We start from the raw sequence: 24,748 nt of genomic DNA, 5'->3' as shown, positions 1-24,748 counted from the left end.
GAAGGGCGCTCGATGGTGACCAACCCCGACAGTTGTCGACAGCTCAGCAACTGGTCAGGATCGAGCAGGCGGCCGCAGGTCACGGCCACCCCTGGTCAGTTGTGGCTGTGCAGAATGTCGTTCAGGCCGCCCCAGACCGCGTTGTTCGGGCGGGCCTCGACCTTGCCCGAGAGTGAGTTGCGGCGGAAGAGGATGTTGGACGCGCCGCTGAGGTCACGGGCCTTGACGATCTGGCCGTCGGGCATCGTGACGCGGGTGCCGGCCGTGACGTACAGGCCCGCCTCGACCACGCACTCGTCGCCGAGTGCGATGCCGACGCCCGCCTCGGCACCGATCAGGCAGCGTTCGCCGATGGAGATGATCACGTTGCCGCCACCGGACAGCGTGCCCATGGTGGACGCGCCGCCGCCGATGTCGGAGCCGTCGCCGACCACGACTCCGGCCGAGATACGGCCCTCGACCATCGACGTGCCGAGCGTGCCCGCGTTGAAGTTCACGAAGCCCTCGTGCATGACCGTCGTGCCCTCGGCGAGATGCGCGCCCAGCCGGACCCGGTCCGCGTCGGCGACGCGCACGCCCTTCGGGACCACGTAGTCCGTCATGCGCGGGAACTTGTCGATCGAGGTGACCTGGAGGTGCAGGCCCTCGGCACGGGCGTTGAGGCGCACCTTCTCGATCTCGTCGACGGCGACCGGTCCGAGCGAGGTCCAGGCGACGTTGGCCAGGAAGCCGAACATGCCCTCCAGGCTCTGGCCGTGCGGCTTGACCAGGCGGTGGGAGAGCAGGTGCAGGCGCAGATAGACGTCGTGCGCGTCGATCGGCTTCGCGTCGAGCGAGGTGATGACCGTGCGGACCGCCACCACCTCGACGTTGCGGCGGGCGTCGGGGCCGATCGCCTGCGCGGCGCCCTCGCCGAGCAGTTCCGCGGCCTGTTCGGCCGACAACGACTCGGTGCCGGACGGGCCGGGCTCCGCGGCCAGCTCGGGGGCGGGGAACCAGGTGTCGAGAACGGTGCCGTCGGCGGCGACGGTGGCGAGCCCGGCGGCAACGGCGCCGGTGGTGCGAGGAGCAGTCGTGTCGGTCATAGGGGAAACCTAACGTGAGGGGCCTCGCACGAGCGAACCGATGAGCCGTACGTCTCAGGTACCGGGCGTGGGTTCGCCGAACGACCGGTTCACGGGATCACCCGGGCCAGGAGTTGCCGTGCGTATTCCTCGTCGTACGACGCCCCCGTCAGCAGTACCTGCAGGCAGATGCCGTCCAGCAGGGCGATCAGGGCCCGTGCCGTCACCGGGTCCGTGCGGGTCGCCAGTCGTTCCGCCGTCTCCTCGGCCCACTCCGCCGCGACGGGCCGCAGCGCGGGGCGGCGCAGGGCGGCCAGATACAACTCGTACTCCAGCTCCACGCCCGTACGGTCACCCGCCAGCCACTCACCCGTCGCCCGGGCCAGGTCCGTCGCGAGATCGCCCCCGCCCTCCTCCGGCAGCCACTCGGCGAGCGTCTTCGCGAAGCCCTCGTTGGTCTGGCGAAGGGCCGCGACCAGCAGTTCGTCGAGCGTCGCGAAGTGGTACGTCGTCGAGCCGAGCGGTACGTCCGCCTCCGCGGCCACCGAGCGGTGGCTCAGGCCGGCGATGCCGTTCGCCCCGACCACCCGGATCGCCGCGTCGATGATCCGCTGCCGTCGCTCCGGGTCGTAGCGCCGGGCGGCCATCAGTGCGCGCCGCCCAGATTCAGCACCACCACACCCCCGATGATCAGCACGAGGCCGGCCACCTTGGTGAGGTTCAGGCCCTCACCGAACAGGAGCAGGCCGAGCACGGCGATGGTCGCGGTGCCCACCCCGGACCAGATCGCGTACGCCGTTCCGATCGACACCGTCTTCAGGGTCCGCGCGAGCAGGAGGAACGAGACGACGTACCCGAGGGCGGTCACCAGCGAGGGGCCCAGCCTGCTGAAGCCGTCGCTGTACTTCATCGCCGTCGTGGCGGCCACCTCGGCCGCTATGGCTCCGGCGAGCAACAGGTATCCCATGTGTACGAGCGTACATAACGACGTTGTACGGAGCATGACGCACGATCCACGAATGACGCGCGTAGACGACGTACTGCGAACACATCACGTCCATCCCGCCGTAGCTCTCGGGCACAGAGGGTTCGTCGATCACCAGCGTCGACTACGACATAGCGCACATCGACAGCGAGTTCTCCGGCCAGACGAGGGGACCACGACCCGCAGGTCGCCCGCATCACGCCCTGAGCCGGCCCGCACAGCATGAGGCGGCGGCACCCGCACGGTGCCGCCGCCTCATGCACGTATATGCGAACTCAGACGTTGAAGCCCAGCGCGCGCAGCTGCTCGCGGCCGTCGTCCGTGATCTTGTCGGGGCCCCACGGCGGCATCCAGACCCAGTTGATGCGCAGCTCGTTGACGAGGCCGTCCGTGGCGGACTTGGCCTGGTCCTCGATGACGTCCGTCAACGGGCAGGCCGCCGAGGTCAGGGTCATGTCGACGGTGGCGATGTTCGCCGCGTCGTCGATGTGGATGCCGTAGATCAGGCCGAGGTTGACGACGTCGATGCCCAGCTCGGGGTCGACGACGTCCATCAGGGCCTCGCGGAGCTCCTCCTCCGAGACCGGCTTCATCTCCACGGTGTCGCTCATGCCGTCTTCCTTTCGGCGTCGGCTCCGCCCAGCGCCTGGGCCGTCGCGTCCTTCCACGCCATCCAGCTGAGGAGGGCGCACTTGACCCGGGCCGGGTACTTGGAGACGCCGGCGAACGCGACCGCGTCCTCCAGCACCTCCTCCATCGCGTCGTCGGGCTCGACCCGGCCCTTGGACTGCATCAGCTCCAGGAAGGTCTCCTGGATCCTCTGCGCGTCCGCCAGCTCCTTGCCCACGAGCAGTTCGTTGAGGACGGACGCGCTGGCCTGGCTGATGGAGCAGCCCTGGCCCTCGTACGAGACGTCCTGGACGGTCGTTCCGTCATACTTCACGCGAAGGGTGATCTCGTCGCCGCACGTCGGGTTCACGTGGTGCACCTCGGCGTCGCCATCCCGAAGACCACGCCCGTGCGGGTTCTTGTAGTGGTCCAGGATGACTTCCTGGTACATGGAGTCCAGCTTCACCTTTTCAGCACGCCCTTCAGCCGAAGAAGTTCCGTACGTGCTCCAGGCCGTCGACCAGAGCGTCGATCTCGTCCGGCGTGGAGTACAGATAGAACGACGCTCGCGTGGTCGCAGGAATTCCGTACCGCAGGCAGACCGGCCGCGCGCAGTGGTGGCCGACCCGGACCGCGATGCCCTGCTCGTCCAGGACCTGGCCCACGTCGTGCGGGTGGATGTCGCCCAGCGTGAAGGAGATCGCGGCCCCTCGGTCCTCGGCCGTCGTCGGACCGATGATCTTCAGGCCCTGGACCTCGGACAGGCGCCGTACCGCGTACTCGGTCAGCGCGTGTTCGTGGGCGAGGATCTTGTCCATGCCGATCGAGTTCAGGTAGTCGATCGCCGCGCCGAGACCGACCGCCTGGGCGATCGGCGGGGTGCCCGCCTCGAACTTGTGCGGGGCGGGAGCGTACGTCGACGAGTGCATCGACACCGTCTCGATCATCTCGCCGCCGCCCAGGAACGGAGGCAGGTCCTCGAGCAGCTCCTGGCGTCCCCACAGGACGCCGATGCCCGTCGGGCCGCACATCTTGTGGCCGGTGAAGGCGACGAAGTCGGCCTGGAGGGCCTGCACGTCCAGCGGCATGTGCGGCGCGGCCTGCGAGGCGTCGATGCACACGAGCGCGCCGACCTCCTGCGCGCGGCGCACTATCGCCTCGACGGGGTTGACCGTGCCCAGGATGTTGGAGACCAGGACGAAGGAGACGATCTTCGTCTTCTCCGTGATGATCTCGTCGATGTCGGACAGGTCCAGGCGGCCGTCATCGGTCAGGCCGAACCACTTCAGCTTCGCGCCCGTGCGCTGCGACAGCAGCTGCCACGGCACGATGTTGGAGTGGTGCTCCATCTCCGTGATGACGATCTCGGTCTCGTGGTCCACGCGGTAGGGCTCGTCGGCCCAGCCCAGCATGTTCGCCACGAGGTTGAGCGATTCGGAGGCGTTCTTGGTGAAGATCACCTCGTCGCGGCTGGGCGCGTTGATGAACGACGCGACCTTGTCCCGCGCGCCCTCGTACAGCGCCGTGGCCTCCTCGGCGAGCACATGCACACCGCGGTGGACGTTGGCGTTGTAGCGCTCGTAGTACTCCCCGAGGGCGTCCAGCACCTGGCGCGGCTTCTGTGAGGTAGCGGCGTTGTCCAGGTACACGAGCTTCTTGCCGTCGTGGACCAGACGGTCCAGGACGGGGAAGTCCTTGCGGATCGCCTCGGTGTCGAGGAGGCCCGGCAGCTGTGTCACGCGGATGCGCCGCCCTTCGTGTATGCCTCGTAGCCCTCGTCCTCCAGCTTGTCGGCGAGCTCGGCGCCGCCGGACTCGACGATCCGGCCGCCGGAGAAGACGTGGACGTAGTCGGGCTTGATGTAGCGCAGGATGCGCGTGTAGTGGGTGATCAGCATGGTGCCGACCTCGCCGGTCTCGCGGACGCGGTTGACGCCCTCGGAGACGATGCGCAGGGCGTCGACGTCCAGGCCCGAGTCGGTCTCGTCCAGGATCGCGATCTTCGGCTTGAGCAGCTCGAGCTGAAGGATCTCGTGGCGCTTCTTCTCACCGCCGGAGAAGCCCTCGTTGACGTTGCGCTCGGCGAAGGACTGGTCCATGTGCAGGCGCTCCATGGTCTCCTTGACCTCCTTCACCCAGGTGCGCAGCTTCGGCGCCTCACCACGGATGGCCGTGGCGGAGGAGCGGAGGAAGTTGGAGACCGAGACGCCGGGGACCTCGACCGGGTACTGCATCGCCAGGAACAGGCCGGCGCGGGCGCGCTCGTCGACGGACATCGCCAGGACGTCCTCGCCGTCGAGCAGCACGGTGCCCTCGGTGATCGTGTACTTCGGGTGACCCGCCAGCGAATAGGCGAGGGTCGACTTGCCGGAGCCGTTGGGGCCCATGATGGCGTGCGTCTCGCCCTGCTTCACGGTGAGGTCGACGCCCTTGAGGATCTCCTTCGTGGCGTTGTCGGCCTCGACGGTGACGTGCAGGTCTCGGATTTCAAGCGTTGCCATGGGTGCCTCAGGACTCCTGGGTGAGGGAGACGAGCACGTCGTCCCCTTCGATCTTTACGGGGTATACGGGGACGGGGCGCGTCGCGGGAAGGCCGGACGGCTTGCCGGTGCGGAGGTCGAAGCTGGAGCCGTGCAGCCAGCACTCGATCTGGCAGTCCTCCACCTCGCCCTCGGAGAGGGAGACGTTCGCGTGGGAGCAGATGTCGTAGATGGCGAACACCTCACCCTCGGTCTTCACGACCGAGACCGGCGTGCCGTCGAGTTCCACCCGCTTCGGGGTGTCGTCCTCCAGCTCGCTCAGCCCGCAGACGCGTACGAAGGCGCTCATGCGACGGACGCCTCCAGCTCCTCCTCGATCTTGGCGAGCAGGCGCTCCTCGATGTCCGCGACACCGATCTGCTGGACCAGTCCGGCGAAGAAGCCTCGGACCACCAGGCGGCGGGCCTCGTACTCCGGGATGCCGCGGGCCATCAGATAGAAGAGCTGCTCGTCGTCGAAGCGGCCGGTGGCGGAGGCGTGGCCGGCGCCGACGATCTCGCCGGTCTCGATCTCGAGGTTCGGCACCGAGTCGACGCGCGCGCCGTCCGTGAGGACGAGGTTGCGGTTCATCTCGTACGTGTCCGTGCCCTCGGCCTTGGCCTCGATGAGCACGTCGCCGATCCACACCGCGTGCGCGTCGTCGCCCTGGAGCGCGCCCTTGTAGGCGACGTTGGACTTGCAGTGCGGCGTGTTGTGGTCGACCAGGAGGCGGTGCTCCTGGTGCTGACCGGCGTCGGTGAAGTACAGGCCGTACAGCTCGGCCTCGCCGCCGCTGCCCGCGTAGCTGACGCGCGGGTGCAGCCGTACGACGTCGCCGCCGAAGGTGACGACGACCGACTTGAAGGTCGCGTCCCGGCCGACGAGGGCGTTGTGCTGGGCCACGTGCACGGCCTTGTCGTCCCAGTCCTGGACGGAGACGACGGTCAGCTTGGCGCCGTCGCCGAGGATGTACTCGACGTTGGCGGCGAGCACGGCGTCACCGGTGTGGTCGATGACGACGACGGCCTCGGCGAAGGCACCCAGCTCGATGACCTGGTGACCATACGCGATCCCCCCCTCGCCGTGCACGGCGATGCGGATCGGCTCGGTGAGCACCATCTCCTTGGGGACGGTGACCACGCCGGCCTGCTCGAACGCGGAGTACGCCTGGGCGGCGACGCGGTCCACCGGGACGCCGGCCCTGCCGAGCCGCGCGTCGTCGCGGCCGACGGTCTCGACGGTGACGCCCTCGGGGGCCCCGACGGCGACCTTCACGCCCGCGCCGTTCGCGACGGCGGTGCCGTCGTGCAGCCCGCGCAGGCGCTCCAGCGGCGTGAACCGCCACTCCTCCTCACGGCCGTGCGGGACCGGGAAGTCCGCCACGTCGAAGGACGGGGGCGCACTCATGCGCGTGGCGACGGTCGACTCGGCGGCCACCGCGATCTGGCCGGCGGTGGTGGAGCCCACCGGGATGTTCTGAGCCTCAGCCATGGCTGTCGTAATGCTCGCTTTCTTGCGTAAGTGGCTTGATGGGACAGCGGCTCGGTGATTAACCGACCGCGCCTTCCATCTGCAGCTCGATCAGCCGGTTGAGTTCAAGGGCGTACTCCATGGGCAGCTCCTTGGCGATCGGCTCGACGAAGCCGCGCACGATCATCGCCATCGCCTCGAACTCGGAGAGCCCGCGGCTCATCAGGTAGAAGAGCTGGTCCTCGGAGACCTTGGAGACGGTCGCCTCGTGGCCCATGGACACGTCGTCCTCGCGGACGTCCACGTAGGGGTACGTGTCGGAGCGGGAGATCGTGTCGACCAGCAGCGCGTCGCAGAGCACGTTGGACTTGGAGCCCGCGGCGCCCTCGCCGATCTCGACCAGGCCGCGGTACGAGGTGCGGCCGCCGCCGCGCGCCACCGACTTGGAGACGATGTTGGACGAGGTGTTCGGCGCCATGTGGACCATCTTGGAACCGGCGTCCTGGTGCTGCCCCTCGCCCGCGAAGGCGATGGAGAGGGTCTCGCCCTTGGCGTGCTCGCCCATCAGGTAGACGGCCGGGTACTTCATCGTCACCTTGGAGCCGATGTTGCCGTCGATCCACTCCATGGTCGCGCCCTCGTAGGCCACGGCGCGCTTGGTGACCAGGTTGTAGACGTTGTTCGACCAGTTCTGGATGGTCGTGTAGCGGCAGCGGGCGTTCTTCTTGACGATGATCTCGACCACGGCGCTGTGCAGCGAGTCCGACTTGTAGATCGGGGCCGTGCAGCCCTCGACGTAGTGCACGTAAGCACCCTCGTCGACGATGATCAGGGTCCGCTCGAACTGGCCCATGTTCTCCGTGTTGATGCGGAAGTAGGCCTGGAGCGGGATCTCCACGTGGACGCCCGGCGGGACGTAGATGAAGGAGCCGCCCGACCACACGGCGGTGTTCAGGGAGGCGAACTTGTTGTCACCGGCGGGGATGACGGTCCCGAAGTACTCCTTGAAGAGCTCCGGGTGCTCCTTCAGGGCGGTGTCGGTGTCGAGGAAGATGACGCCCTGCTCCTCCAGGTCCTCGCGGATCTGGTGGTAGACGACCTCCGACTCGTACTGGGCGGCGACACCGGCGACCAGGCGCTGCTTCTCCGCCTCCGGGATGCCGAGCTTGTCGTACGTGTTCTTGATGTCCTCGGGCAGGTCCTCCCAGGACTCCGCCTGCTTCTCCGTGGAGCGCACGAAGTACTTGATGTTGTCGAAGTCGATGCCCGACAGGTCCGAGCCCCAGTTCGGCATGGGCTTCTTCTCGAAGAGCTTCAGACCCTTGAGGCGCAGCTTGGTCATCCACTCCGGCTCCGACTTCTTGCCGGAGATGTCGCGGACGACGTCCTCGTTCAGACCACGCTTCGCTGCGGCACCGGCCTCGTCGGAGTCGGCCCAGCCGTATTCGTACTTGCCCAGGCCCTCGAGTTCGGGGTGGGCAGTCTCCATGGGGAGAGTCATGCGGGGTTCCTCCCGGCCGTGCTTGCAGATGCGTCAGTGGTTGTCTTGGGGATGAACGTCGTGCAGACGCCGTCGCCGTGCGCGATGGTCGCCAGTCGCTGGACGTGCGTTCCGAGCAGCTCGGCGAAGATCTCCGTCTCCGCCTCGCACAGCTGCGGGAACTGCTCCGCGACGTGCGCGACCGGGCAGTGGTGCTGGCACAGCTGTTCGCCGACCGGTGCGCTGCGCGCCGTGGCAGCGTACCCGTCGACGCTCAGGGCCTTGGCCAGGGCTTCGGCGCGCTTGTCGGGGGTGACACTCTCGACAGCCTTGCGGTACGCGCCCGCCTGCGCGGTGATCCGGGCGCGGGCGAAGGCGGCGACCGCCTCCGGGCCGCCCTCCTTCTCGGCGATCCAGCGGAGCGCGTCCGCGGCGAGCTTGTCGTACGACTGGTCGAAGGCGTCGCGGCCGCAGTCGGTGAGCACGAAGACCTTGGCCGGGCGGCCGCGGGTCCGCGCTCCGTACACCCGCTGCTCGCGCGGCTCCACCACGTCCTCGGCGACGAGGGCGTCCAGATGCCGTCGTACAGCAGCCTGCGTCAGGCCCAGCCGGCCGGCGAGTTCGGCGACGGTCGACGGGCCGTGGTCCAGGATGGACCGCGCGACCCGGTTGCGCGTCGGATGGTCCGAGCGCAGCCCTGCCGCGAGCTCCTCCTGGGGGGTCCCCGTGGAGGTCTCCCGAGCCTCGTCGACGTTTTTCACAACGCCATTGTTGCGTAATTCCTCAGACCCTGACAAGCCGCGCCCCGAACCGTCCGCGGTGCCCTGCATCACTTAGGCATACCTAATCCGACCTGCGGAAATGATCATCTGGACGGCTTCGTCGTGGCTGGTCGCGCCCGCGTGGCCCAGCCGCACGTCGATACAGCCCGCGCCCCTGAGCCGACCGGGTGACGAAGAGTTCGCGCACCCCCGCGTCCGAGAGCCCGGAGTTCTCCCTAGACTCTGGAGCCATGCGAAGTGAGCCCGTGGTCCAGGTCCAGGCCCTGGTGAAGCGGTACGGCACGAAGACAGCCGTGAACAGCCTGGACCTGGTGGCCCAGGCGGGGGTGACCGCCGTACTCGGCCCCAACGGGGCGGGCAAGACGACCACGGTCGAGACCTGCGAGGGGTACCGGAAGCCGGATTCCGGCACGGTGCGCGTCCTGGGCCTCGACCCGGTGAGACAGTCGGCCGAGCTGCGGCCCCGGGTCGGCGTGATGCTCCAGTCCGGCGGCGTGTACTCGACCGCCCGGGCCGACGAGATGCTGCGCCACGTGGCGCAGCTGCACGCGCACCCGCTCGACGTGGACGCGCTCATCGAACGGCTCGGCCTCGGCAGCTGCGGCCGTACGACGTACCGCCGGCTGTCCGGCGGACAGCAGCAGCGGCTCGCGCTGGCCATGGCCGTGGTGGGGCGCCCTGAGCTGGTGTTCCTGGACGAGCCGACGGCCGGCCTCGACCCGCAGGCCCGCCGGGCCACCTGGGACCTGGTCCGCGACCTGCGCGCCGACGGCGTCTCGGTCATCCTCACGACCCACTACATGGACGAGGCCGAGCAGCTCGCCGACGACGTCGCGATCATCGACGCCGGCCGGGTGATCGCCCAGGGCTCCCCCGAGGAGCTGTGCCGCGGCGGCGCCGAGAACACCCTGCGCTTCACCGGCCGCCCCGGCCTCGACGCCAGCTCCCTCCTCAAGGCGCTCCCGGCCGACTGCACGGCCGCCGAGCTGACCCCGGGTTCCTACCGGGTGGTCGGCAAGGTGGATCCGCAACTGCTGGCGACGGTCACCTCGTGGTGCGCGCAGCACGGCGTGATGCCGGACCGGATCTCGGTCGAACGGCACACCCTCGAAGACGTCTTTCTGGAGCTGACGGGCAAGGAGCTGCGTTCGTGACCGCGACCACCAGCACGACCACCACCACGGGCCGCTACGCTCCGAAGCCGGGCGCGGCTCCTCTCTCGAGGATGATCGCCGCCCAGGCCGTGCTCGAGACGAAGATGCTGCTGCGCAACGGTGAGCAGCTGCTGCTGACCGTCGTGATCCCCACACTCCTGCTGGTGCTGTTCAGCTCCGTCGACATCGTGGACACCGGCGCCGGCAAGGCGGTCGACTTCCTCGCCCCCGGCATCCTCGCGCTCGCCGTGATGTCGACGGCGTTCACCGGGCAGGCCATCGCGACGGGATTCGAGCGCCGCTACGGCGTACTGAAGCGGCTCGCCTCCTCCCCGCTGCCGCGCTGGGGCCTGATGACCGCGAAGACGGCGTCCGTCCTGGTCACGGAGATCCTCCAGGTGATCCTGCTCACGGTGATCGCCTTCGCGCTCGGCTGGTCGCCGCACGGCAACCCCGCCGCCGTCCTGCTCCTGCTGGTCCTGGGCACGGCCGCCTTCTCGGGGCTCGGCCTGCTGATGGCGGGCACGCTCAAGGCCGAGGCGACCCTGGCCGCCGCCAACCTGGTCTTCCTGCTGCTGCTCGTCGGCGGCGGCGTCATCGTCCCGCTGGACAAGTTCCCTTCCGGCGCCCAGGACGTGCTGGGGCTGCTGCCCGTCTCGGCGCTGTCCGACGGCCTGCGGGACGTGCTCCAGCACGGGGCCGGGACGCCCTGGGGCGACCTGGGGATCCTGGCGGTGTGGGCGGTCGCGGGTCTCGCGGCGGCCGGGACGTTCTTCCGCTGGGAGTGACCCGCCCGGACGAACCCTGGTGAACCGGTTTCGACCGACCCTCGTGAAAGCGTGCACAAGCGGCGCCCTACGATGGTGCACGTGCCAAAGCTGACCCGCGCCGACGCCGAAGCGGCCCTGCGCAACCCGCTCGCCTTCATCGCCGCACGCTGGACCCCGCATCCCCGGACGGTCCAGCGTGCGGCACTCGCCGCACTCGTGATGTCGGTGGTCATCGTGGTCACCGGCGGTGCCGTCCGGCTGACCGGCTCGGGCCTCGGCTGCCCGACCTGGCCGACCTGCACCGACGACTCGCTGACGACCACCCGCGCGATGGGCGCCCACGGCGTCATCGAATTCGGCAACCGCATGCTGACCTACGTGCTGTGCGCGGCCGTCGGCTGGGCGATCGTCGCCGCTCGCTCGCAGAAGCCGTGGCGGCGCGCCCTCACCCGGCTGGGCTGGGCTCAGTTCTGGGTCGTCATGGGCAACGCGGTGCTCGGCGGCATCGTGGTCCTGGTCGGCCTGAACCCGTACACGGTGGCCGCCCACTTCCTGCTCTCCTCGGCCCTCATCGCCGTCGCCGCAGTGATGTGGCAGCGCACCCGCGAGGGCGACGGGGCGCCGCGGCCACTGGTCGGCAAGGCGGTGCAGCAGCTGGTGTGGTTCCTGGTCGCCGCGTCCGTGCTGCTCATCGCGGTCGGCACGGTGGTGACCGGAGCCGGCCCGCACGCCGGTGACTCGAGCGAGGTCGAGCGCATCCCGATCGACTGGGAGACGGTCACCAAGCTGCACGCCGTGCTCGCCTGGATCGTGGTGACACTGACGTTCGCCCTGTGGTTCGTCCTCAAGGCGGTCGACGCGCCCGAGGGCCCACTGCGCCGCACCCGCGAACTCTTCCTGGTGCTGCTCGCGCAGGGCGTCATCGGCTACGTCCAGTACTTCACGCACCTTCCCGAGGCCCTGGTCGCCCTGCACATGCTCGGCTCGGCGCTGATCTGGATCTGGGTGCTGCGAGTGCTGCTGTCGCTGCGGGAGCGGCCCGAGGCGATGGCCGACCTGCCCGGCCCGACGGCCGAGACGGTCGTGAGCACGCGCGCGTAGGCGTCACCGCGGGAACTTCGGCACGGCACGCGCGCGTGGGCCGTCAGTCCAGCCCGTACACCCGCCGTGCGTTGCCCGCCGCGATCAGCCGGGCCACGCGCTGCGCGTCCGTCAGCGACCACGCGCCCTCGGCGACCCAGGTGCCCAGCACCCGGCCGAGGGCCTCACGGAACAGACGTGCGCCGACGACGTGCAGCTCGGGCAGGCCGTGGGCCCCGCTGGAGAAGAGGATCTTGCCGAAGGGCGCCAGCTCCAGGATCTCGGCGAGCACGGTGGCCGCACGGGCGCCGGTGCGCACGAGCGCGGCGCCCGAGTCCGCGTACACGTGCGGGAAGACCTCGGCCAGATGGGCGGCGTGGCGGTGGTACGGGTAGCCGTGCAGCAGAACCAGGTCCGTGCCCATGCCGGCGGTGGCCCGCACGAAGTCCGTGAGCAGCACCGGGTCCGTGCGGTCGATGCGCGAGCCCGGTTCGCCGAGCCCCGCGTGCAGTTGGAGGGGCAGGCCCGAGGCGACCGCGATCCACAGCAGATGCCGTAACAGCACGGGATCGCTCAGCTCGCCGCCGACCCGCCGCCCGGCCAGCCAGCGGCCCGCCGCACCCCGCACCTCCCCGGGCCCGGGCGGCTCGGGTGACAGGGCCAGTCCGTGCCGTACACCCGCTACGGAGGTGAAGGCGACGGCGTTCGCCGCGGCCCCGTGAACCGACTCGGCGAGGTTGGCGAGGAAGCACTCGACGGTGCCGGAGGTGTCGGCGACCTGCTCGGCGAGGAGTTCCAGGCGCACAATCTCGCGCGCATCGGCGGCGCCGTCGGCGGCCATCTCGACGGGGCCGGTGAGATCGCCGGGCAGCCCCGTGTCGACCAGATAGGTCGTGATGCCACTGCCCCGCAGCAGTCTGCGGCCCGCCTCCAGTACACCGACTTCACGGCGCCGGGCGAGATAGCGCGCGGGTGAGCAGTGCGGTTCGAGGCCGAGCAGCGGGGGGCACCAGCGACGTACGGCGAAGCCCGTCTGGGTGTCGAAGAGTGTGGTGCCGGGCGCGGGCGGTCCCTCGGTCCGGGCCAGCTGGGCCTCGAAGGTACCGAGGCCCAGCTCCGTTCTCAGTACGCCGTGGCAGTACTGGTCCACGAGGGACGGGGTTTCGATCACCGGGACACTCCCCGTATTGGCGTTGGCGCTGGGCTGCCTTCGCCGGGACTAACGGGTGAGCGGGGTGTCAGGTCGCGGTTCGTGGAGGGACGGGAGGTTGTTCGGCGGCTGACCGTCGTCCTGGGTTGCTCGCGCCCACGCGGCGGAGCCGCACATCGATACAGCCCCGCGCCCCTGTCGGGGCGCTGCATCAACCGCCGATTTGGATGCCCGCCATCCTCTTCCACTCGTACGGCCCTGTCGTCACCTTCGCCGCGAACTCGCCGTCGAACGACTCGTGCGTGGTGATGCCGGACTTCTCGACCGCCTGTTCGGCGATGGCGTACGTGGGGGCCACCAGGTCGCCCCAGCCGCCGTCCTCGCCCACGAGCACGATGCGGGCGCCGCGTTCGCCGATGTAGGCCACCTGGCCCTCGGCACCGCCGTGGGCCTTGGCGAAGGCGTCGATCTGCTTGGCGAGCCGGGCCACCTTGCGCTCGGCCTTCGCGTCAACCTGCTGTGTGTCTGCCATGGTCAGGATGCTATTCACGAGTAGATCGACTGGCGAGGGCTGGGCCCTGTGACGTACGTCAGCTGTACGTCAGCGCAGGAAGGGATCGATCGCGACGGCCACGAAGAGGATCGAGACGTACGTGATCGACCAGTGGAACAGGCGCATCTCCTTCAGCTTGGCGCCCGTCACCTCCGCCTTCGCGCGGCTTTGCAGCCCGTGAGCCTCCCACAGCCAGAACCCGCCGGCCAAGAGCGCGACCAGGGTGTAGAACCAGCCCGTGTAGCCGAGGGGCGTCAGCAGCAGGGAGACGGCGACCATCACCCAGCTGTAGATCACGATCTGCCGGGCGACCACCTTGTTGGAGGCGATGACCGGGAGCATCGGCACGCCCACGCGCGCGTAGTCCTCCTTGACCTTCATGGACAGCGGCCAGTAGTGCGGCGGCGTCCAGAAGAACATGACGAGGAACAGGACGATCGGCGCCCACGACATGGAGTTCGTGACCGACGACCAGCCGATCAGCACCGGCAGGCAGCCCGCGATGCCGCCCCACACGATGTTCTGCGACGTACGCCGCTTGAGGATCATCGTGTAGACGACGACGTAGAAGAGGAGCGCTCCGAGTGACAGCCAGGCGGACAGCCAGTTGACGGTGAAACCGAACAGCAGCGTCGAGACGACCGCCAGCGTGATGCCGAAGGCCAGGCACTCCCGGGGGCTGACCATGCCGGTGACCAGGGGGCGCTGCGAAGTGCGGTCCATCAGCGCGTCGATGTCGCGGTCGATGTACATGTTCAGCGCGTTCGCGCCGCCCGCCGAGAGGTAGCCGCCGACGCAGGTGAGCAGGACCAGCTTCAGGTCGGGCACGCCCTGCTGCGCCAGGAACATCACCGGAACGGTGGTGATGAGCAGCAACTCGATGATCCGCGGCTTGGTCAGAGCCACGAACGCCTTGGTCCGGGCCCCGAACGGCCTGCGGCTCGGGCTCTGGCTCGCACCGAGCACACCCGCTGGACGGGATTCGACGGCCGTCACGCACACCCCTGACAGAGACATCCCAGCAAGCCCCTACGTGTGAAGTGCGGGTAAAGGCTCGCGCGTACCACGCCACTTTAGACGTTGCCCATACCTCGGCCTTCGCGGGGGTGGGGTCGTGTTGGAAGGGCAGGTCCGACGTGCGCACAAGGGCTCGATTGAGCGGTCAGATGAGCGCCTCCGTATTCACTTGCCGAAACGTCCTACAAGCCAGTCGGGAGGCGGATTTCCAAGAGTCCCGGCAGTCTGGAATGACCGGAGAAAACGCACGTACTCACGGGGGTAGGCTCGACAACGGCCGGTGGGCGTCCAGTGCACCGGCATTCGACATGTGGAGAGGAGCCCTGACTCAGGGTGAGCACCAAGCCGACCACCACAGACCTCGAGTGGACCGAGTTGGACCAGCGGGCCGTGGACACCGCCCGCGTCCTGGCCGCCGATGCCGTACAGAAGGTCGGCAACGGCCATCCCGGTACGGCGATGAGCCTGGCGCCGGCCGCCTACACCCTCTTCCAGAAGGTGATGCGGCACGATCCGGCCGACCCCGACTGGGTCGCGCGCGACCGCTTCGTGCTGTCCGCGGGGCATTCGTCCCTGACCCTCTACATCCAGCTCTACTTCGCCGGTTTCGGCCTGGAGCTGCCGGACCTGGAGGCCCTGCGCACCTGGGGCTCCAAGACCCCGGGCCACCCGGAGTACGGGTACACGACGGGTGTCGAGACGACGACCGGTCCGCTGGGCCAGGGTGTCGCCAACGCGGTGGGCATGGCCATGGCCTCCCGCTACGAGCGCGGGCTGTTCGATCCGGACGCCGCCCAGGGCGAGTCCCCCTTCGACCACTTCATCTACTGCATCGCCGGTGACGGCTGCCTCGAGGAGGGCATCTCCTCGGAGGCGTCCTCGCTGGCCGGTCACCAGGAGCTGGGCAACCTGATCCTGCTGTGGGACGACAACCACATCTCGATCGAGGGCGACACGGAGACGGCCATCTCCGAGGACACCGTCAAGCGGTACGAGGCGTACGGCTGGCATGTGCAGCGCGTCGCGCCGAAGCCGAACGGCGACCTGGACCCGCACGCTCTCTACAACGCGATCGAGGCCGCGAAGCAGGTGACGGACCGGCCGTCCTTCATCGCGATGCGCTCGATCATCGGCTGGCCCGCCCCGAACCTGCAGAACAGCCATGCCGCGCACGGCTCGGCGCTGGGCGCCGACGAGGTCGAGGCCACGAAGCGCGTCCTCGGCTTCGACCCGGAGAAGTCCTTCGAGGTCGCCGACGAGGTCATCGCCCACACCCGGCTGGCGCTGGAGCGCGGCAGCCAGGCCAAGGCCGAGTGGGAGAAGCAGTTCGAGGAGTGGCGCGCGAACAACGCGGAGCGCGCTGCCGAGTTCGACCGCATCAGCAAGGGCGAGCTGCCCGCGGGCTGGGCCGAGGGGCTGCCGGTCTTCGAGGCGGGCAAGGGCCTTGCCACGCGTGCCGCCTCCGGCAAGACGCTCCAGGCCCTCGGCGCGGTCATCCCCGAGCTGTGGGGCGGTTCGGCCGACCTGGCCGGCTCCAACAACACGACGTTCGACGCGACCAGCTCGTTCCTGCCGGCGGACAACCCGCTGCCGGAGGCGAACCCGTACGGCCGCACGATCCACTTCGGCATCCGCGAGTTCTCCATGGCCGCGGAGATGAACGGCATCACCCTGCACGGTGGCACCCGTGTCTACGGCGGTACGTTCCTGGTGTTCTCCGACTACATGCGCAACGCCGTACGGCTGTCGGCCCTGATGCACCTCCCGGTGACGTACGTGTGGACGCACGACTCCATCGGTCTCGGTGAGGACGGCCCGACGCACCAGCCGGTCGAGCACCTGGCGTCGCTGCGCGCGATCCCGGGTCTGAACGTGGTCCGTCCGGCCGACGCCAACGAGACCGTCATCGCCTGGCGCGAGATCCTGAAGCGCTACACCAAGGAGTTCGGCAAGGGCGCCCCGCACGGCCTCGCGCTGACCCGCCAGGGTGTGCCGACGTACGAGCCCAACGAGAATGCCGCGCGCGGCGGTTACGTCATGTTCGAGGCCGAGGGTGGCGAGCCGCAGGTCATCCTGATCGCGACCGGTTCCGAGGTGCACGTCGCCGTGGAGGCGCGCGAACAGCTCCAGGCCGAGGGCGTGCCGACGCGGGTCGTGTCCATGCCGTCCGTGGAGTGGTTCGAGGAGCAGGACCAGGGGTACCGGGACAGCGTCCTGCCGCCGCAGGTGAAGGCGCGGGTCGCGGTGGAAGCCGGTATCGCCCTCACCTGGTACCGGTACGTCGGGGACGCGGGCCGCATCGTTTCCCTGGAGCACTTCGGTGCTTCCGCCGACGGCAAGGTCCTTTTCCGTGAGTTCGGCTTCACTACCGAGAACGTGGCCGCCAAGGCCCGGGAATCCATCGCCGCCGCCCAGCGCTGACGCTCATATACGACACGTAGGAGATGTAATTCCATGACAGACGCACTGAAGCGCCTCTCCGAGGAAGGCGTCGCGATCTGGCTGGACGACCTGTCGCGCAAGCGGATCACGTCCGGCAACCTCGCCGAGCTGATCGACCAGCAGCACGTCGTGGGCGTCACCACCAACCCGACGATCTTCCAGAAGGCGATCAGCAGCGGCGACGGGTACGAGCAGCAGCTCGCCGACCTCGCAGCCCGCAAGGTCACCGTGGAAGAGGCGGTCCGCATGATCACCACGGCGGACGTCCGTGACGCCGCCGACATCCTGCGCCCCGTGTTCGACGCGACCGACGGCCAGGACGGCCGGGTGTCGATCGAGGTCGACCCGCGGCTCGCGCACAACACCAGGGCGACCGTCGCCGAGGCCAAGCAGCTGGCCTGGCTGGTCGACCGCCCCAACACGCTCATCAAGATCCCGGCCACCAGGGCGGGCCTGCCGGCGATCACCGAGGTCATCGGCCTCGGCATCAGCGTCAATGTGACGCTGATCTTCTCGCTGGAGCGCTACCGCGAGGTCATGGACGCCTACCTGGCCGGTCTGGAGAAGGCCAAGGAGCGCGGCCTGGACCTGTCGCTGATCCGTTCGGTGGCGTCGTTCTTCGTGTCCCGTGTGGACACCGAGATCGACAAGCGGATCGACGCGCTGGGCACCCCCGAGGCCAAGGCGGCCCGCGGCAAGGCTGCCGTCGCCAACGCCCGGCTCGCCTACCAGGCGTACGAGGAGGTCTTCTCCTCGGACCGCTGGAACGCGCTGGAGAAGGCGAGCGCCCGCAAGCAGCGTCCGCTGTGGGCCTCGACGGGTGTCAAGGACCCGTCGTACAAGCCCACTCTGTACGTCGACGACCTGGTGGCGCCGAACACGGTGAACACCATGCCGGAGGCCACCCTTCAGGCCACCGAGGAGCACGGCGAGATCACCGGCAACTCCATCGCCGGTACCTACGAGCAGGCCCGCGCCGACCTCGACGCGGTCGAGAAGCTCGGGATCTCGTACGACGACGTGGTCCAGGTGCTGGAGGACGAGGGCGTCGAGAAGTTCGAGGCGTCCTGGAACGACCTGCTGAAGTCGACCGAGGCGGTCCTGAAGCGCCTCACGCCCTCGGAGGGCTGACATCTTGTCGAGCAGCAATCCGCTGCGTGACCCCGCAGACCGACGGCTCCCGCGTATCGCGGGGCCGTCGGGCCTGGTCATTTTCGGCGTCACGGGCGATTTGTCACGTAAAAAGCTGATGCCCGCCGTGTACGACCTCGCCAACCGTGGTCTGCTTCCGCCGGGTTTCTCGCTGGTGGGCTTCGCCCGCCGCGAGTGGCAGAACGAGGACTTCGCGCAGGAGGTCCACGACGCCGTCAAGGAACACGCCCGTACGCCGTTCCGTGAGGAGGTCTGGCAGCAGCTCATCCAGGGGATGCGCTTCGTCCAGGGCACCTTCGACGACGACGACGCGTTCGAGCGGCTGCGCTCGACCATCGACGAGCTGGACAAGGCACAGGGCACGGGCGGCAACTTCGCCTTCTATCTGTCCGTGCCGCCGCGTTCCTTCCCGGTGGTCATCCAGCAACTCAAGAAGCACGGCCTGGCCGACCAGGAGGGCGGCTCCTGGCGGCGCGCGGTCATCGAGAAGCCCTTCGGCCACGACCTGAAGTCGGCCGAGGAGCTCAACAAGGTCGTCCACGAGGTGTTCGAGCCGGACCAGGTGTTCCGCATCGACCACTACCTCGGCAAGGAGACCGTCCAGAACATCCTGGCCCTGCGATTCGCCAACACGATGTTCGAGCCGATCTGGAACCGGTCCTTCGTAGACCACGTGCAGATCACCATGGCCGAGGACATCGGCATCGGCGGCCGCGCCGGGTACTACGACGGCATCGGCGCCGCCCGTGATGTCATCCAGAATCACCTGCTCCAGCTGATGGCGCTGACCGCGATGGAGGAGCCCGCCTCCTTCGACGCGGACGCGCTGGCCGCCGAGAAGACCAAGGTGCTCGGCGCTGTACGGCTGCCGAAGGACCTGGGCCGCAGCTCGGTCCGCGGGCAGTACGCGGCGGGCTGGCAGGGCGGCGAGAAGGTCATCGGCTATCTGCAGGAAGAAGGCATCGACCCCAGGTCGAAGACGGACACCTACGCCGCGATCAAGGTGGGGATCGACAACCGCCGGTGGGCGGGTGTCCCCTTCTATCTGCGCACCGGCAAGCGGCTCGGCCGCCGGGTGACCGAGATCGCGGTCGTCTTCCAGCGGGCGCCGCACTCCCCCTTCGACCACACCGCGACGGAGGAGCTGGGCCAGAACGCGGTCGTCATCCGCGTCCAGCCCGACGAGGGCATCACGGTCCGCTTCGGCTCCAAGGTGCCCGGCACCTCGATGGAGATCCGGGACGTGTCCATGGACTTCGCGTACGGCGAGTCGTTCACGGAGTCGAGCCCCGAGGCCTACGAGCGGCTGATCCTGGACGTGCTGCTGGGTGACGCCAACCTCTTCCCGCGCACGGAGGAGGTCGAGCTGTCCTGGAAGATCCTCGACCCGATCGAGCAGTACTGGGACAAGCACGGCAAGCCCGCGCAGTACCCGTCGGGCACGTGGGGCCCCGCGGAGGCCGACGAGATGCTCGCACGAGACGGACGGAGCTGGCGCCGGCCATGAACATAGACCTCACGGACACCACGGCCAGCAAGGTCAACAAGGCACTGGTGCAGGGCCGCCGAGCGATCGGCACGCCCGCCGTGGGCATGGTGCTCACCCTGGTCATCGTCACCGACGAGGAGAACGCGTACGACGCGCTGAAGGCCGCCAACGACGCGTCGCGCGAGCACCCCTCGCGCACGCTCGTGGTCATCAAGCGTGTCTCCCGCACCCCCCGCGACCGCACGTCCTCGCGTCTGGACGCCGAGGTGCGGGTGGGCGTGGACGCGGGCACCGGTGAGACGGTGGTGCTGCGGCTGTACGGCGAGGTCGTCGACCACGCCGACTCGGTCGTCCTGCCGCTGCTGCTGCCGGACGCGCCGGTCGTCGTGTGGTGGCCGGTGAACGCGCCGCTCGACCCGGCCAAGGACCCGCTGGGCGCCCTCGCCCAGCGCCGGGTCACCGACACCTACGCCGCCGAACAGCCGGTGCGTGAGCTGGCCGTGCGCGCCGACGCCTACACGCCTGGCGACACGGACCTGTCCTGGACCCGCATCACGCCCTGGCGCTCGATGCTGGCCGCCGCCCTCGACCAGGTCACCTGCGAGGTCAAGGGCGTCGAGGTGGAGGGCGAGGAGTTCAACCCGAGCTGCGAGCTGCTGGCGATGTGGCTCGCGGACCGGCTGGACGTCCCCGTCAAGCGCTCGCTGTCGTCGGGCCCCGGCCTGACGGCGGTGCGCATGGACACCGACTGCGGCCCGATCGCGCTGGACCGCGCGGACGGTTCGCTGGCCACGCTGTCCATCCAGGGCCAGCCGGACCGTGCGGTGGCGCTCAAGCGCCGCGAGACGGCCGAGCTGATCGCGGAGGAGCTGCGGCGCCTCGACCCGGACGACACGTACGCGTCTGCGCTGCGCTACGGCGTGGACCGGCTGACCGGGTCGGCCAAGGCGACGCAGGAGGCGCCGGGGGCCGAGCCCGCGGAGCCGCAGCAGAAGACGGCTCCGAAGCCGGCCCCGCCGAAGAAGGCGGCAGCGAAGTGAGCACTCCGCAGCTGGTCGTGCACCACGACAAGGAGCTGATGGCGCAGGCCGCGGCGGCCCGGCTGATCACCAAGGTCGTGGACGCCCAGTCCTCGCGCGGCTATGCGTCGGTGGTGCTGACCGGTGGCCGCAACGGCAACGGTCTGCTGGCCGCGCTCGCGGCGGCCCCGGCCCGGGACGCCATCGACTGGGGCCGGATCGACATCTGGTGGGGCGACGAACGGTTCCTGCCCGAGGGCGACCCGGACCGCAACGTCACCCAGGCGCGCGAGGCGCTGCTGGACGCCGTGCCCCTGGACCCGAAGCGCGTGCACGCCATGCCCGCGTCGGACGGTCCGTACGGCACCGACGTCGACGCGGCGGCGGAGGCGTACGCGGCGGAACTGGCCGAGGCGTCGGATCCCGAGAACCACGGCGCCGTGCCGACCTTCGACGTCCTGATGCTCGGCGTCGGCCCCGACACGCATGTGGCCTCGCTCTTCCCGGAGCTGCCCGGCGTCCGGGAGACGGAGCGCACGGTGGTGGGCGTGCACGGCGCGCCCAAGCCGCCGCCGACCCGGGTCTCCCTCACCCTCCCGGCGATCCGGGCGGCCCGTGAGGTGTGGCTCCTGGCAGCGGGTGAGGACAAGGCGCAGGCCGCGGCCATCGCCCTCTCGGGCGCGGGCGAGATCCAGGCCCCGGCCGCGGGCGCCCACGGCAGGCAGCGCACCCTGTGGCTGCTGGACGCGGCGGCGGCCTCACAACTGCCGCGGTCGCTGTATCCGCCGGCGTCTGCGTGACGAGGTCTGCCCGACGGTGAGGGCGGCGGGGTTTCGGCCCCGCCGCCCCTCCGGGGCTCCGCTGATTCCCCTGAATCAGCGGAGCCCCGGAGAACGGTCACTGGCGTCCGCGCAGCTCCCGGTATTTCGCGACCAGGGCCTTGGTGGACTCGTCCAGGCCCTCGACCTTCGCGCCCTCGGTGAGGGCGGGCTCGACGCGCTTGGCGAGGACCTTGCCCAGTTCGACGCCCCACTGGTCGAAGGAGTCGATGTTCCAGACCGCGCCCTGGACGAACACCTTGTGCTCGTAGAGCGCGACGAGCTGGCCGAGCACGGACGGGGACAGGTGGCGGGCGAGGATCGTGGTCGTCGGGCGGTTGCCCTCGAACGTCTTGTGGGGGACCAGTTCCTCCGGCACGCCTTCCGCGCGTACCTCGTCCGCGGTCTTGCCGAAGGCCAGCGCCTGCGTCTGGGCGAAGAAGTTGGCCATCAACAGGTCGTGCTGGGCGATCAGGCCCGGCTGGAGGTCGGCGACCGGCCGGGCGAAGCCGATGAAGTCCGCCGGAATCAACTTCGTGCCCTGGTGGATGAGTTGGTAGTAGGCGTGCTGCCCGTTGGTACCGGGGGTGCCCCAGACGACGGGGCCGGTCTGCCACTCGACCTCCTGCCCGTCCCGAGCCACGTGCTTGCCGTTGGACTCCATGTCCAACTGCTGCAGATAGGCGGTGAACCTGGACAGATAGTGGCTGTAGGGCAGCACCGCATGGGACTGGGCGTCGTGGAAGTTGTCGTACCAGATGCCCAACAGGCCCATGAGAAGCGGCACGTTGGACTCGGCGGGCGCGGTCCTGAAGTGCTCGTCGACCAGGTGGAAGCCGCCGAGCATCTCCCGGAAGCGGTCCGGGCCGATGGCGATCATCAGGGACAGGCCGATCGCCGAGTCGTAGGAGTAGCGGCCGCCGACCCAGTCCCAGAACTCGAACATGTTGACCGGGTCGATGCCGAACTCGGCGACCTTCTCGGCGTTGGTCGACAGCGCCACGAAGTGCTTGGCGACGGCGTCCTGACCGGCCTTCAGCTCGGTGAGCAGCCAGTCACGCGCGGATGTCGCGTTGGTGATCGTCTCGATGGTGGTGAAGGTCTTCGAGGCGATGATGAACAGCGTCTCGGCCGCGTCCAGGTCGCGCGTGGCCTCGTGCAGGTCGGCGCCGTCCACGTTGGACACGAAGCGGACCGTGAGGTCGCGGTCGGTGAAGCTGCGCAGCACCTCGTACGCCATCGCCGGGCCGAGGTCCGAGCCGCCGATGCCGACGTTGATCACGTTCTTGATGCGCTTGCCGGTGTGTCCGGTCCAGGCGCCGGAGCGGACCCGCTCGGCGAAGTCGCTCATCTTGTCGAGCACGGCGTGCACGGCGGGGACGACGTTCTCCCCGTCGACCTCGATCACCGCGTCGCGCGGGGCGCGCAGCGCGGTGTGCAGCACAGCCCGGTCCTCGGTCGTGTTGATCTTCTCGCCGCGGAACATGGCGTCGCGCAGCCCGAACACGTCGGTGGCGGCGGCCAGCTCGCGCAGCAGCCGCAGCGTGTCGTCGGTGACCAGGTGCTTCGAGTAGTCGACGTGCAGGTCACCGACCTGGAGCGTGTACCCGGCGCCGCGTCCTGGATCGGCGGCGAACAGGTCCCGCAGATGGGCGCCGACGAGCTCCTCGCGGTGCTTGGCCAGTGCGGTCCACTCCGGCGTCTGGTTGAGCCTGGTACGGCCGTCTGCGTTCATATCCGAGTTCAGCCTTCTTTCCTGCCTGTCCTTGCTGCGCACCTTGCCCCGCTGCCGTTCCCAACCTAATTGATCAGCGCGTGGCATGACCTGTCGTCGAGCCGTCCCGCGGCGCAACAACAGGTATGTCCCGCTTGCGCTCCGGTATCAGCGCGGTGACGGACAGGACGAAGAACGCGGCGGCCAGCAGCGCGGGCGTGTTGAGGCCCCAGGCAGTGGCGACGGCGCCACCGAGCAGTGCTCCCAGCGGTGCCCCGGCGACCGCGAGGGTGCGGAAGGCGGCCGCGACCCGACCGAGCATCCCGGCGGGGCTGCGTTGCTGCATCAGGGTCGTCGTGTTGACGTTCCACACCATGCCCATGAACCCGAAGACGGCCATGGCGGCGACCAGGGCGGCCAGGCTGCGCACCGAGCCCATGACGACGAGCGCGCCGATCTGCACGGTCCCGGCCAGCAGCACCACCCGCATCCGTCCCGCACGGGCCACGAGCCGGCCGCCGACCGCCCCTCCGGCGAGATTGCCGACGGTGTAGGCGGTGGCCGCGGCGGCGTATCCCGCGGTACCGGCATGCAGCCAGCCGGTGACCAGGAGTACCAGGGTGGCGATGAGCGCTCCCATGCCGATGTTGCACAGGGCGGTGGCGGCGCACAGGCGGCGCAGGGCCAGGTCGTGCCACAGGGTGCGCAGTCCGTCGGCGATCTCGTGTCGCAGGGTGCTGCCCGCGGGTCTGGGGGCGCGCTCGGGCGGGCTGGTCCGCAGGGTGGCGACCAGGGCGGCCGCCAGCAGGAAGGTGGCGGCGTCCGCGACGTAGGGGACGGCGGCGCCGGCCGCCATCAGCAGCGGGACGGCGGGGGCGCCGAGGAGGCCGCCCGCGACCCGCTGTCCCGTCATCAGGCGGGCGTTCGCGCTGCCGAGCACGTCACTGTCCACCAGGGCGGGCAGCAGGGCCGTGGAGGCATTGTCGAAGAGCGTCTGGAGGGTGGTGAGGGTGAAGGCCAGCGCGATCAGCAGAGCGATCGAGGCATGGCCCAGGGCCACGGCGACCGCGAAGCCCGCGACCAGCAGCCCCCGCGCCACGTCCACGGTCCACATCGCGCGCCGCTGGTCGACGCGGTCGGCGACGGCCCCGCCGAGCAGTCCGAAGGCGATCCAGGGCAGATAGCCGCACGCGGTGACGGCGGCGACGAGCAGCGGCTCACCGGTCAGCGAGACGGCCAGCAGGGGCAGCGCGGCCGTACGCAGCGCGTCGCCGAAGCTGGAGAGCACGGCGGCGCTCCACAGCCTCCCGAATCCCCCGCGCCACGCTGGTGCACGCACTTCTGTCCGCTCGACCGCCGTCACGGCTCCCCCTCCGATTCGATCTGTCACGAACCATAGAGGGCGCCACTGACAATCGGCCCGCGGCAGGCGGGCGATACAGCTGCGGCCAGGCGCCCTCGGGCACCCGGCCGGCCGCAACT

General features: G+C 69.5%; 24 protein-coding genes. 8 read left to right on the top strand and 16 right to left on the bottom strand.

Annotated features, from left to right (window positions below; translation table 11 throughout):
- Window positions 1-95 precede the first annotated feature (95 nt).
- From dapD to IEZ19_RS37885, 11 genes are all read right to left on the bottom strand, one after another.
- A complete protein-coding gene (gene dapD / locus IEZ19_RS37935) occupies window positions 96-1,085 on the bottom strand; it encodes a 2,3,4,5-tetrahydropyridine-2,6-dicarboxylate N-succinyltransferase (RefSeq protein WP_189315935.1) in 990 nt (329 codons plus the stop codon).
- An 89-nt stretch (window positions 1,086-1,174) separates the two neighbouring features.
- Window positions 1,175-1,711, bottom strand: coding sequence for a TetR/AcrR family transcriptional regulator (locus tag IEZ19_RS37930; protein WP_189315934.1), 537 nt, complete (start codon window positions 1,709-1,711; stop codon window positions 1,175-1,177).
- Window positions 1,711-2,031 carry a DMT family transporter gene (locus tag IEZ19_RS37925; RefSeq protein WP_189315933.1) on the bottom strand — a complete coding sequence of 107 codons (321 nt, stop codon included), beginning with the start codon at window positions 2,029-2,031 and terminating at the stop codon, window positions 1,711-1,713. The genes IEZ19_RS37930 and IEZ19_RS37925 overlap by 1 nt, the downstream gene beginning before the upstream one ends.
- A gap of 293 nt (window positions 2,032-2,324) precedes the next feature.
- A complete protein-coding gene (locus IEZ19_RS37920; RefSeq protein WP_189315932.1) occupies window positions 2,325-2,660 on the bottom strand; it encodes a metal-sulfur cluster assembly factor in 336 nt (111 codons plus the stop codon).
- Entirely contained in the window at window positions 2,657-3,124 is a 468-nt protein-coding gene (gene sufU / locus IEZ19_RS37915) for a Fe-S cluster assembly sulfur transfer protein SufU (RefSeq protein ID WP_189315931.1), read from the bottom strand. Before sufU ends, IEZ19_RS37920 begins: the two co-directional genes overlap by 4 nt.
- A 16-nt stretch (window positions 3,125-3,140) precedes the next feature.
- Window positions 3,141-4,397 carry a cysteine desulfurase gene (locus IEZ19_RS37910; RefSeq protein ID WP_189315930.1) on the bottom strand — a complete coding sequence of 419 codons (1,257 nt, stop codon included), beginning with the start codon at window positions 4,395-4,397 and terminating at the stop codon, window positions 3,141-3,143.
- Window positions 4,394-5,158: a Fe-S cluster assembly ATPase SufC gene (gene sufC, locus IEZ19_RS37905; protein WP_189315929.1), complete on the bottom strand. Its 765-nt coding sequence runs from the start codon at window positions 5,156-5,158 to the stop codon at window positions 4,394-4,396. Before sufC ends, IEZ19_RS37910 begins: the two co-directional genes overlap by 4 nt.
- Window positions 5,159-5,165: 7 nt before the next feature.
- Window positions 5,166-5,486 (bottom strand): non-heme iron oxygenase ferredoxin subunit, encoded by a 321-nt coding sequence (locus IEZ19_RS37900; protein ID WP_189315928.1) that lies wholly within the window; start codon window positions 5,484-5,486, stop codon window positions 5,166-5,168.
- Complete coding sequence (sufD, locus tag IEZ19_RS37895; RefSeq protein WP_189315927.1) at window positions 5,483-6,667, bottom strand: Fe-S cluster assembly protein SufD; 1,185 nt, start codon at window positions 6,665-6,667, stop codon at window positions 5,483-5,485. Before sufD ends, IEZ19_RS37900 begins: the two co-directional genes overlap by 4 nt.
- Before the next feature lie 58 nt (window positions 6,668-6,725).
- Entirely contained in the window at window positions 6,726-8,147 is a 1,422-nt protein-coding gene (gene sufB / locus IEZ19_RS37890; protein WP_189315926.1) for a Fe-S cluster assembly protein SufB, read from the bottom strand.
- Window positions 8,144-8,887 (bottom strand): helix-turn-helix transcriptional regulator, encoded by a 744-nt coding sequence (locus IEZ19_RS37885; protein ID WP_189315925.1) that lies wholly within the window; start codon window positions 8,885-8,887, stop codon window positions 8,144-8,146. Before IEZ19_RS37885 ends, sufB begins: the two co-directional genes overlap by 4 nt.
- A 251-nt stretch (window positions 8,888-9,138) precedes the next feature.
- On the opposite strand from IEZ19_RS37885, the gene IEZ19_RS37880 reads away from it, so the two are divergent.
- From IEZ19_RS37880 to IEZ19_RS37870, 3 genes are all read left to right on the top strand, one after another.
- Window positions 9,139-10,062: an ABC transporter ATP-binding protein gene (locus IEZ19_RS37880; RefSeq protein ID WP_189315924.1), complete on the top strand. Its 924-nt coding sequence runs from the start codon at window positions 9,139-9,141 to the stop codon at window positions 10,060-10,062.
- Window positions 10,063-10,133: 71 nt separating this feature from the next.
- A complete protein-coding gene (locus IEZ19_RS37875) occupies window positions 10,134-10,850 on the top strand; it encodes an ABC transporter permease (RefSeq protein ID WP_189315950.1) in 717 nt (238 codons plus the stop codon).
- Window positions 10,851-10,922: 72 nt separating this feature from the next.
- Window positions 10,923-11,933, top strand: a complete 1,011-nt coding sequence (locus tag IEZ19_RS37870; RefSeq protein ID WP_189315923.1) for a COX15/CtaA family protein — start codon at window positions 10,923-10,925, stop codon at window positions 11,931-11,933.
- A 43-nt stretch (window positions 11,934-11,976) separates the two neighbouring features.
- On the opposite strand, the gene IEZ19_RS37865 is transcribed toward IEZ19_RS37870, so the two are convergent.
- From IEZ19_RS37865 to IEZ19_RS37855, 3 genes are all read right to left on the bottom strand, one after another.
- Window positions 11,977-13,083, bottom strand: a complete 1,107-nt coding sequence (locus IEZ19_RS37865) for an amidohydrolase family protein (RefSeq protein WP_189315922.1) — start codon at window positions 13,081-13,083, stop codon at window positions 11,977-11,979.
- A gap of 190 nt (window positions 13,084-13,273) precedes the next feature.
- A complete protein-coding gene (locus IEZ19_RS37860; RefSeq protein ID WP_189315921.1) occupies window positions 13,274-13,594 on the bottom strand; it encodes a hypothetical protein in 321 nt (106 codons plus the stop codon).
- A 69-nt stretch (window positions 13,595-13,663) separates the two neighbouring features.
- Window positions 13,664-14,617 (bottom strand): heme o synthase, encoded by a 954-nt coding sequence (locus tag IEZ19_RS37855; protein WP_189315949.1) that lies wholly within the window; start codon window positions 14,615-14,617, stop codon window positions 13,664-13,666.
- A 348-nt stretch (window positions 14,618-14,965) separates the two neighbouring features.
- Here IEZ19_RS37855 and tkt point away from each other — a divergent pair, with 348 nt between their 5' ends.
- Genes tkt through pgl form a run of 5 tightly spaced genes read left to right on the top strand, consistent with a single transcriptional unit; the run spans window position 14,966 to window position 21,534 of the window.
- Window positions 14,966-17,053: a transketolase gene (gene tkt / locus IEZ19_RS37850; protein ID WP_189315920.1), complete on the top strand. Its 2,088-nt coding sequence runs from the start codon at window positions 14,966-14,968 to the stop codon at window positions 17,051-17,053.
- A 33-nt stretch (window positions 17,054-17,086) separates the two neighbouring features.
- Window positions 17,087-18,205, top strand: a complete 1,119-nt coding sequence (tal, locus tag IEZ19_RS37845; RefSeq protein WP_189315919.1) for a transaldolase — start codon at window positions 17,087-17,089, stop codon at window positions 18,203-18,205.
- A gap of 4 nt (window positions 18,206-18,209) precedes the next feature.
- On the top strand, window positions 18,210-19,733 hold the full coding sequence (gene zwf, locus IEZ19_RS37840) for a glucose-6-phosphate dehydrogenase (RefSeq protein WP_189315918.1): 1,524 nt from the start codon (window positions 18,210-18,212) through the stop codon (window positions 19,731-19,733).
- On the top strand, window positions 19,730-20,755 hold the full coding sequence (opcA, locus tag IEZ19_RS37835) for a glucose-6-phosphate dehydrogenase assembly protein OpcA (RefSeq protein ID WP_189315917.1): 1,026 nt from the start codon (window positions 19,730-19,732) through the stop codon (window positions 20,753-20,755). Before zwf ends, opcA begins: the two co-directional genes overlap by 4 nt.
- Window positions 20,752-21,534 (top strand): 6-phosphogluconolactonase, encoded by a 783-nt coding sequence (gene pgl, locus IEZ19_RS37830; RefSeq protein WP_189315916.1) that lies wholly within the window; start codon window positions 20,752-20,754, stop codon window positions 21,532-21,534. Before opcA ends, pgl begins: the two co-directional genes overlap by 4 nt.
- 97 nt (window positions 21,535-21,631) lie before the next feature.
- Here the strand turns inward: pgl and pgi are convergent, their stop codons facing one another.
- The gene (gene pgi / locus IEZ19_RS37825; protein WP_189315915.1) at window positions 21,632-23,287 is read right to left on the bottom strand and encodes a glucose-6-phosphate isomerase; all 1,656 of its coding nucleotides are present in this window, start codon (window positions 23,285-23,287) and stop codon (window positions 21,632-21,634) included.
- Window positions 23,288-23,360: 73 nt separating this feature from the next.
- On the bottom strand, window positions 23,361-24,629 hold the full coding sequence (locus IEZ19_RS37820) for an MFS transporter (RefSeq protein WP_189315914.1): 1,269 nt from the start codon (window positions 24,627-24,629) through the stop codon (window positions 23,361-23,363).
- Window positions 24,630-24,748 lie beyond the last annotated feature (119 nt).

It is taken from the genome of Streptomyces brasiliensis (assembly GCF_014647875.1).
Classification (GTDB): Bacteria; Actinomycetota; Actinomycetes; order Streptomycetales; family Streptomycetaceae; genus Streptomyces; species Streptomyces brasiliensis.
Note: the sequence above shows the minus strand (reverse complement) of the source record. Positions and strands in the feature narration are given on the sequence as shown.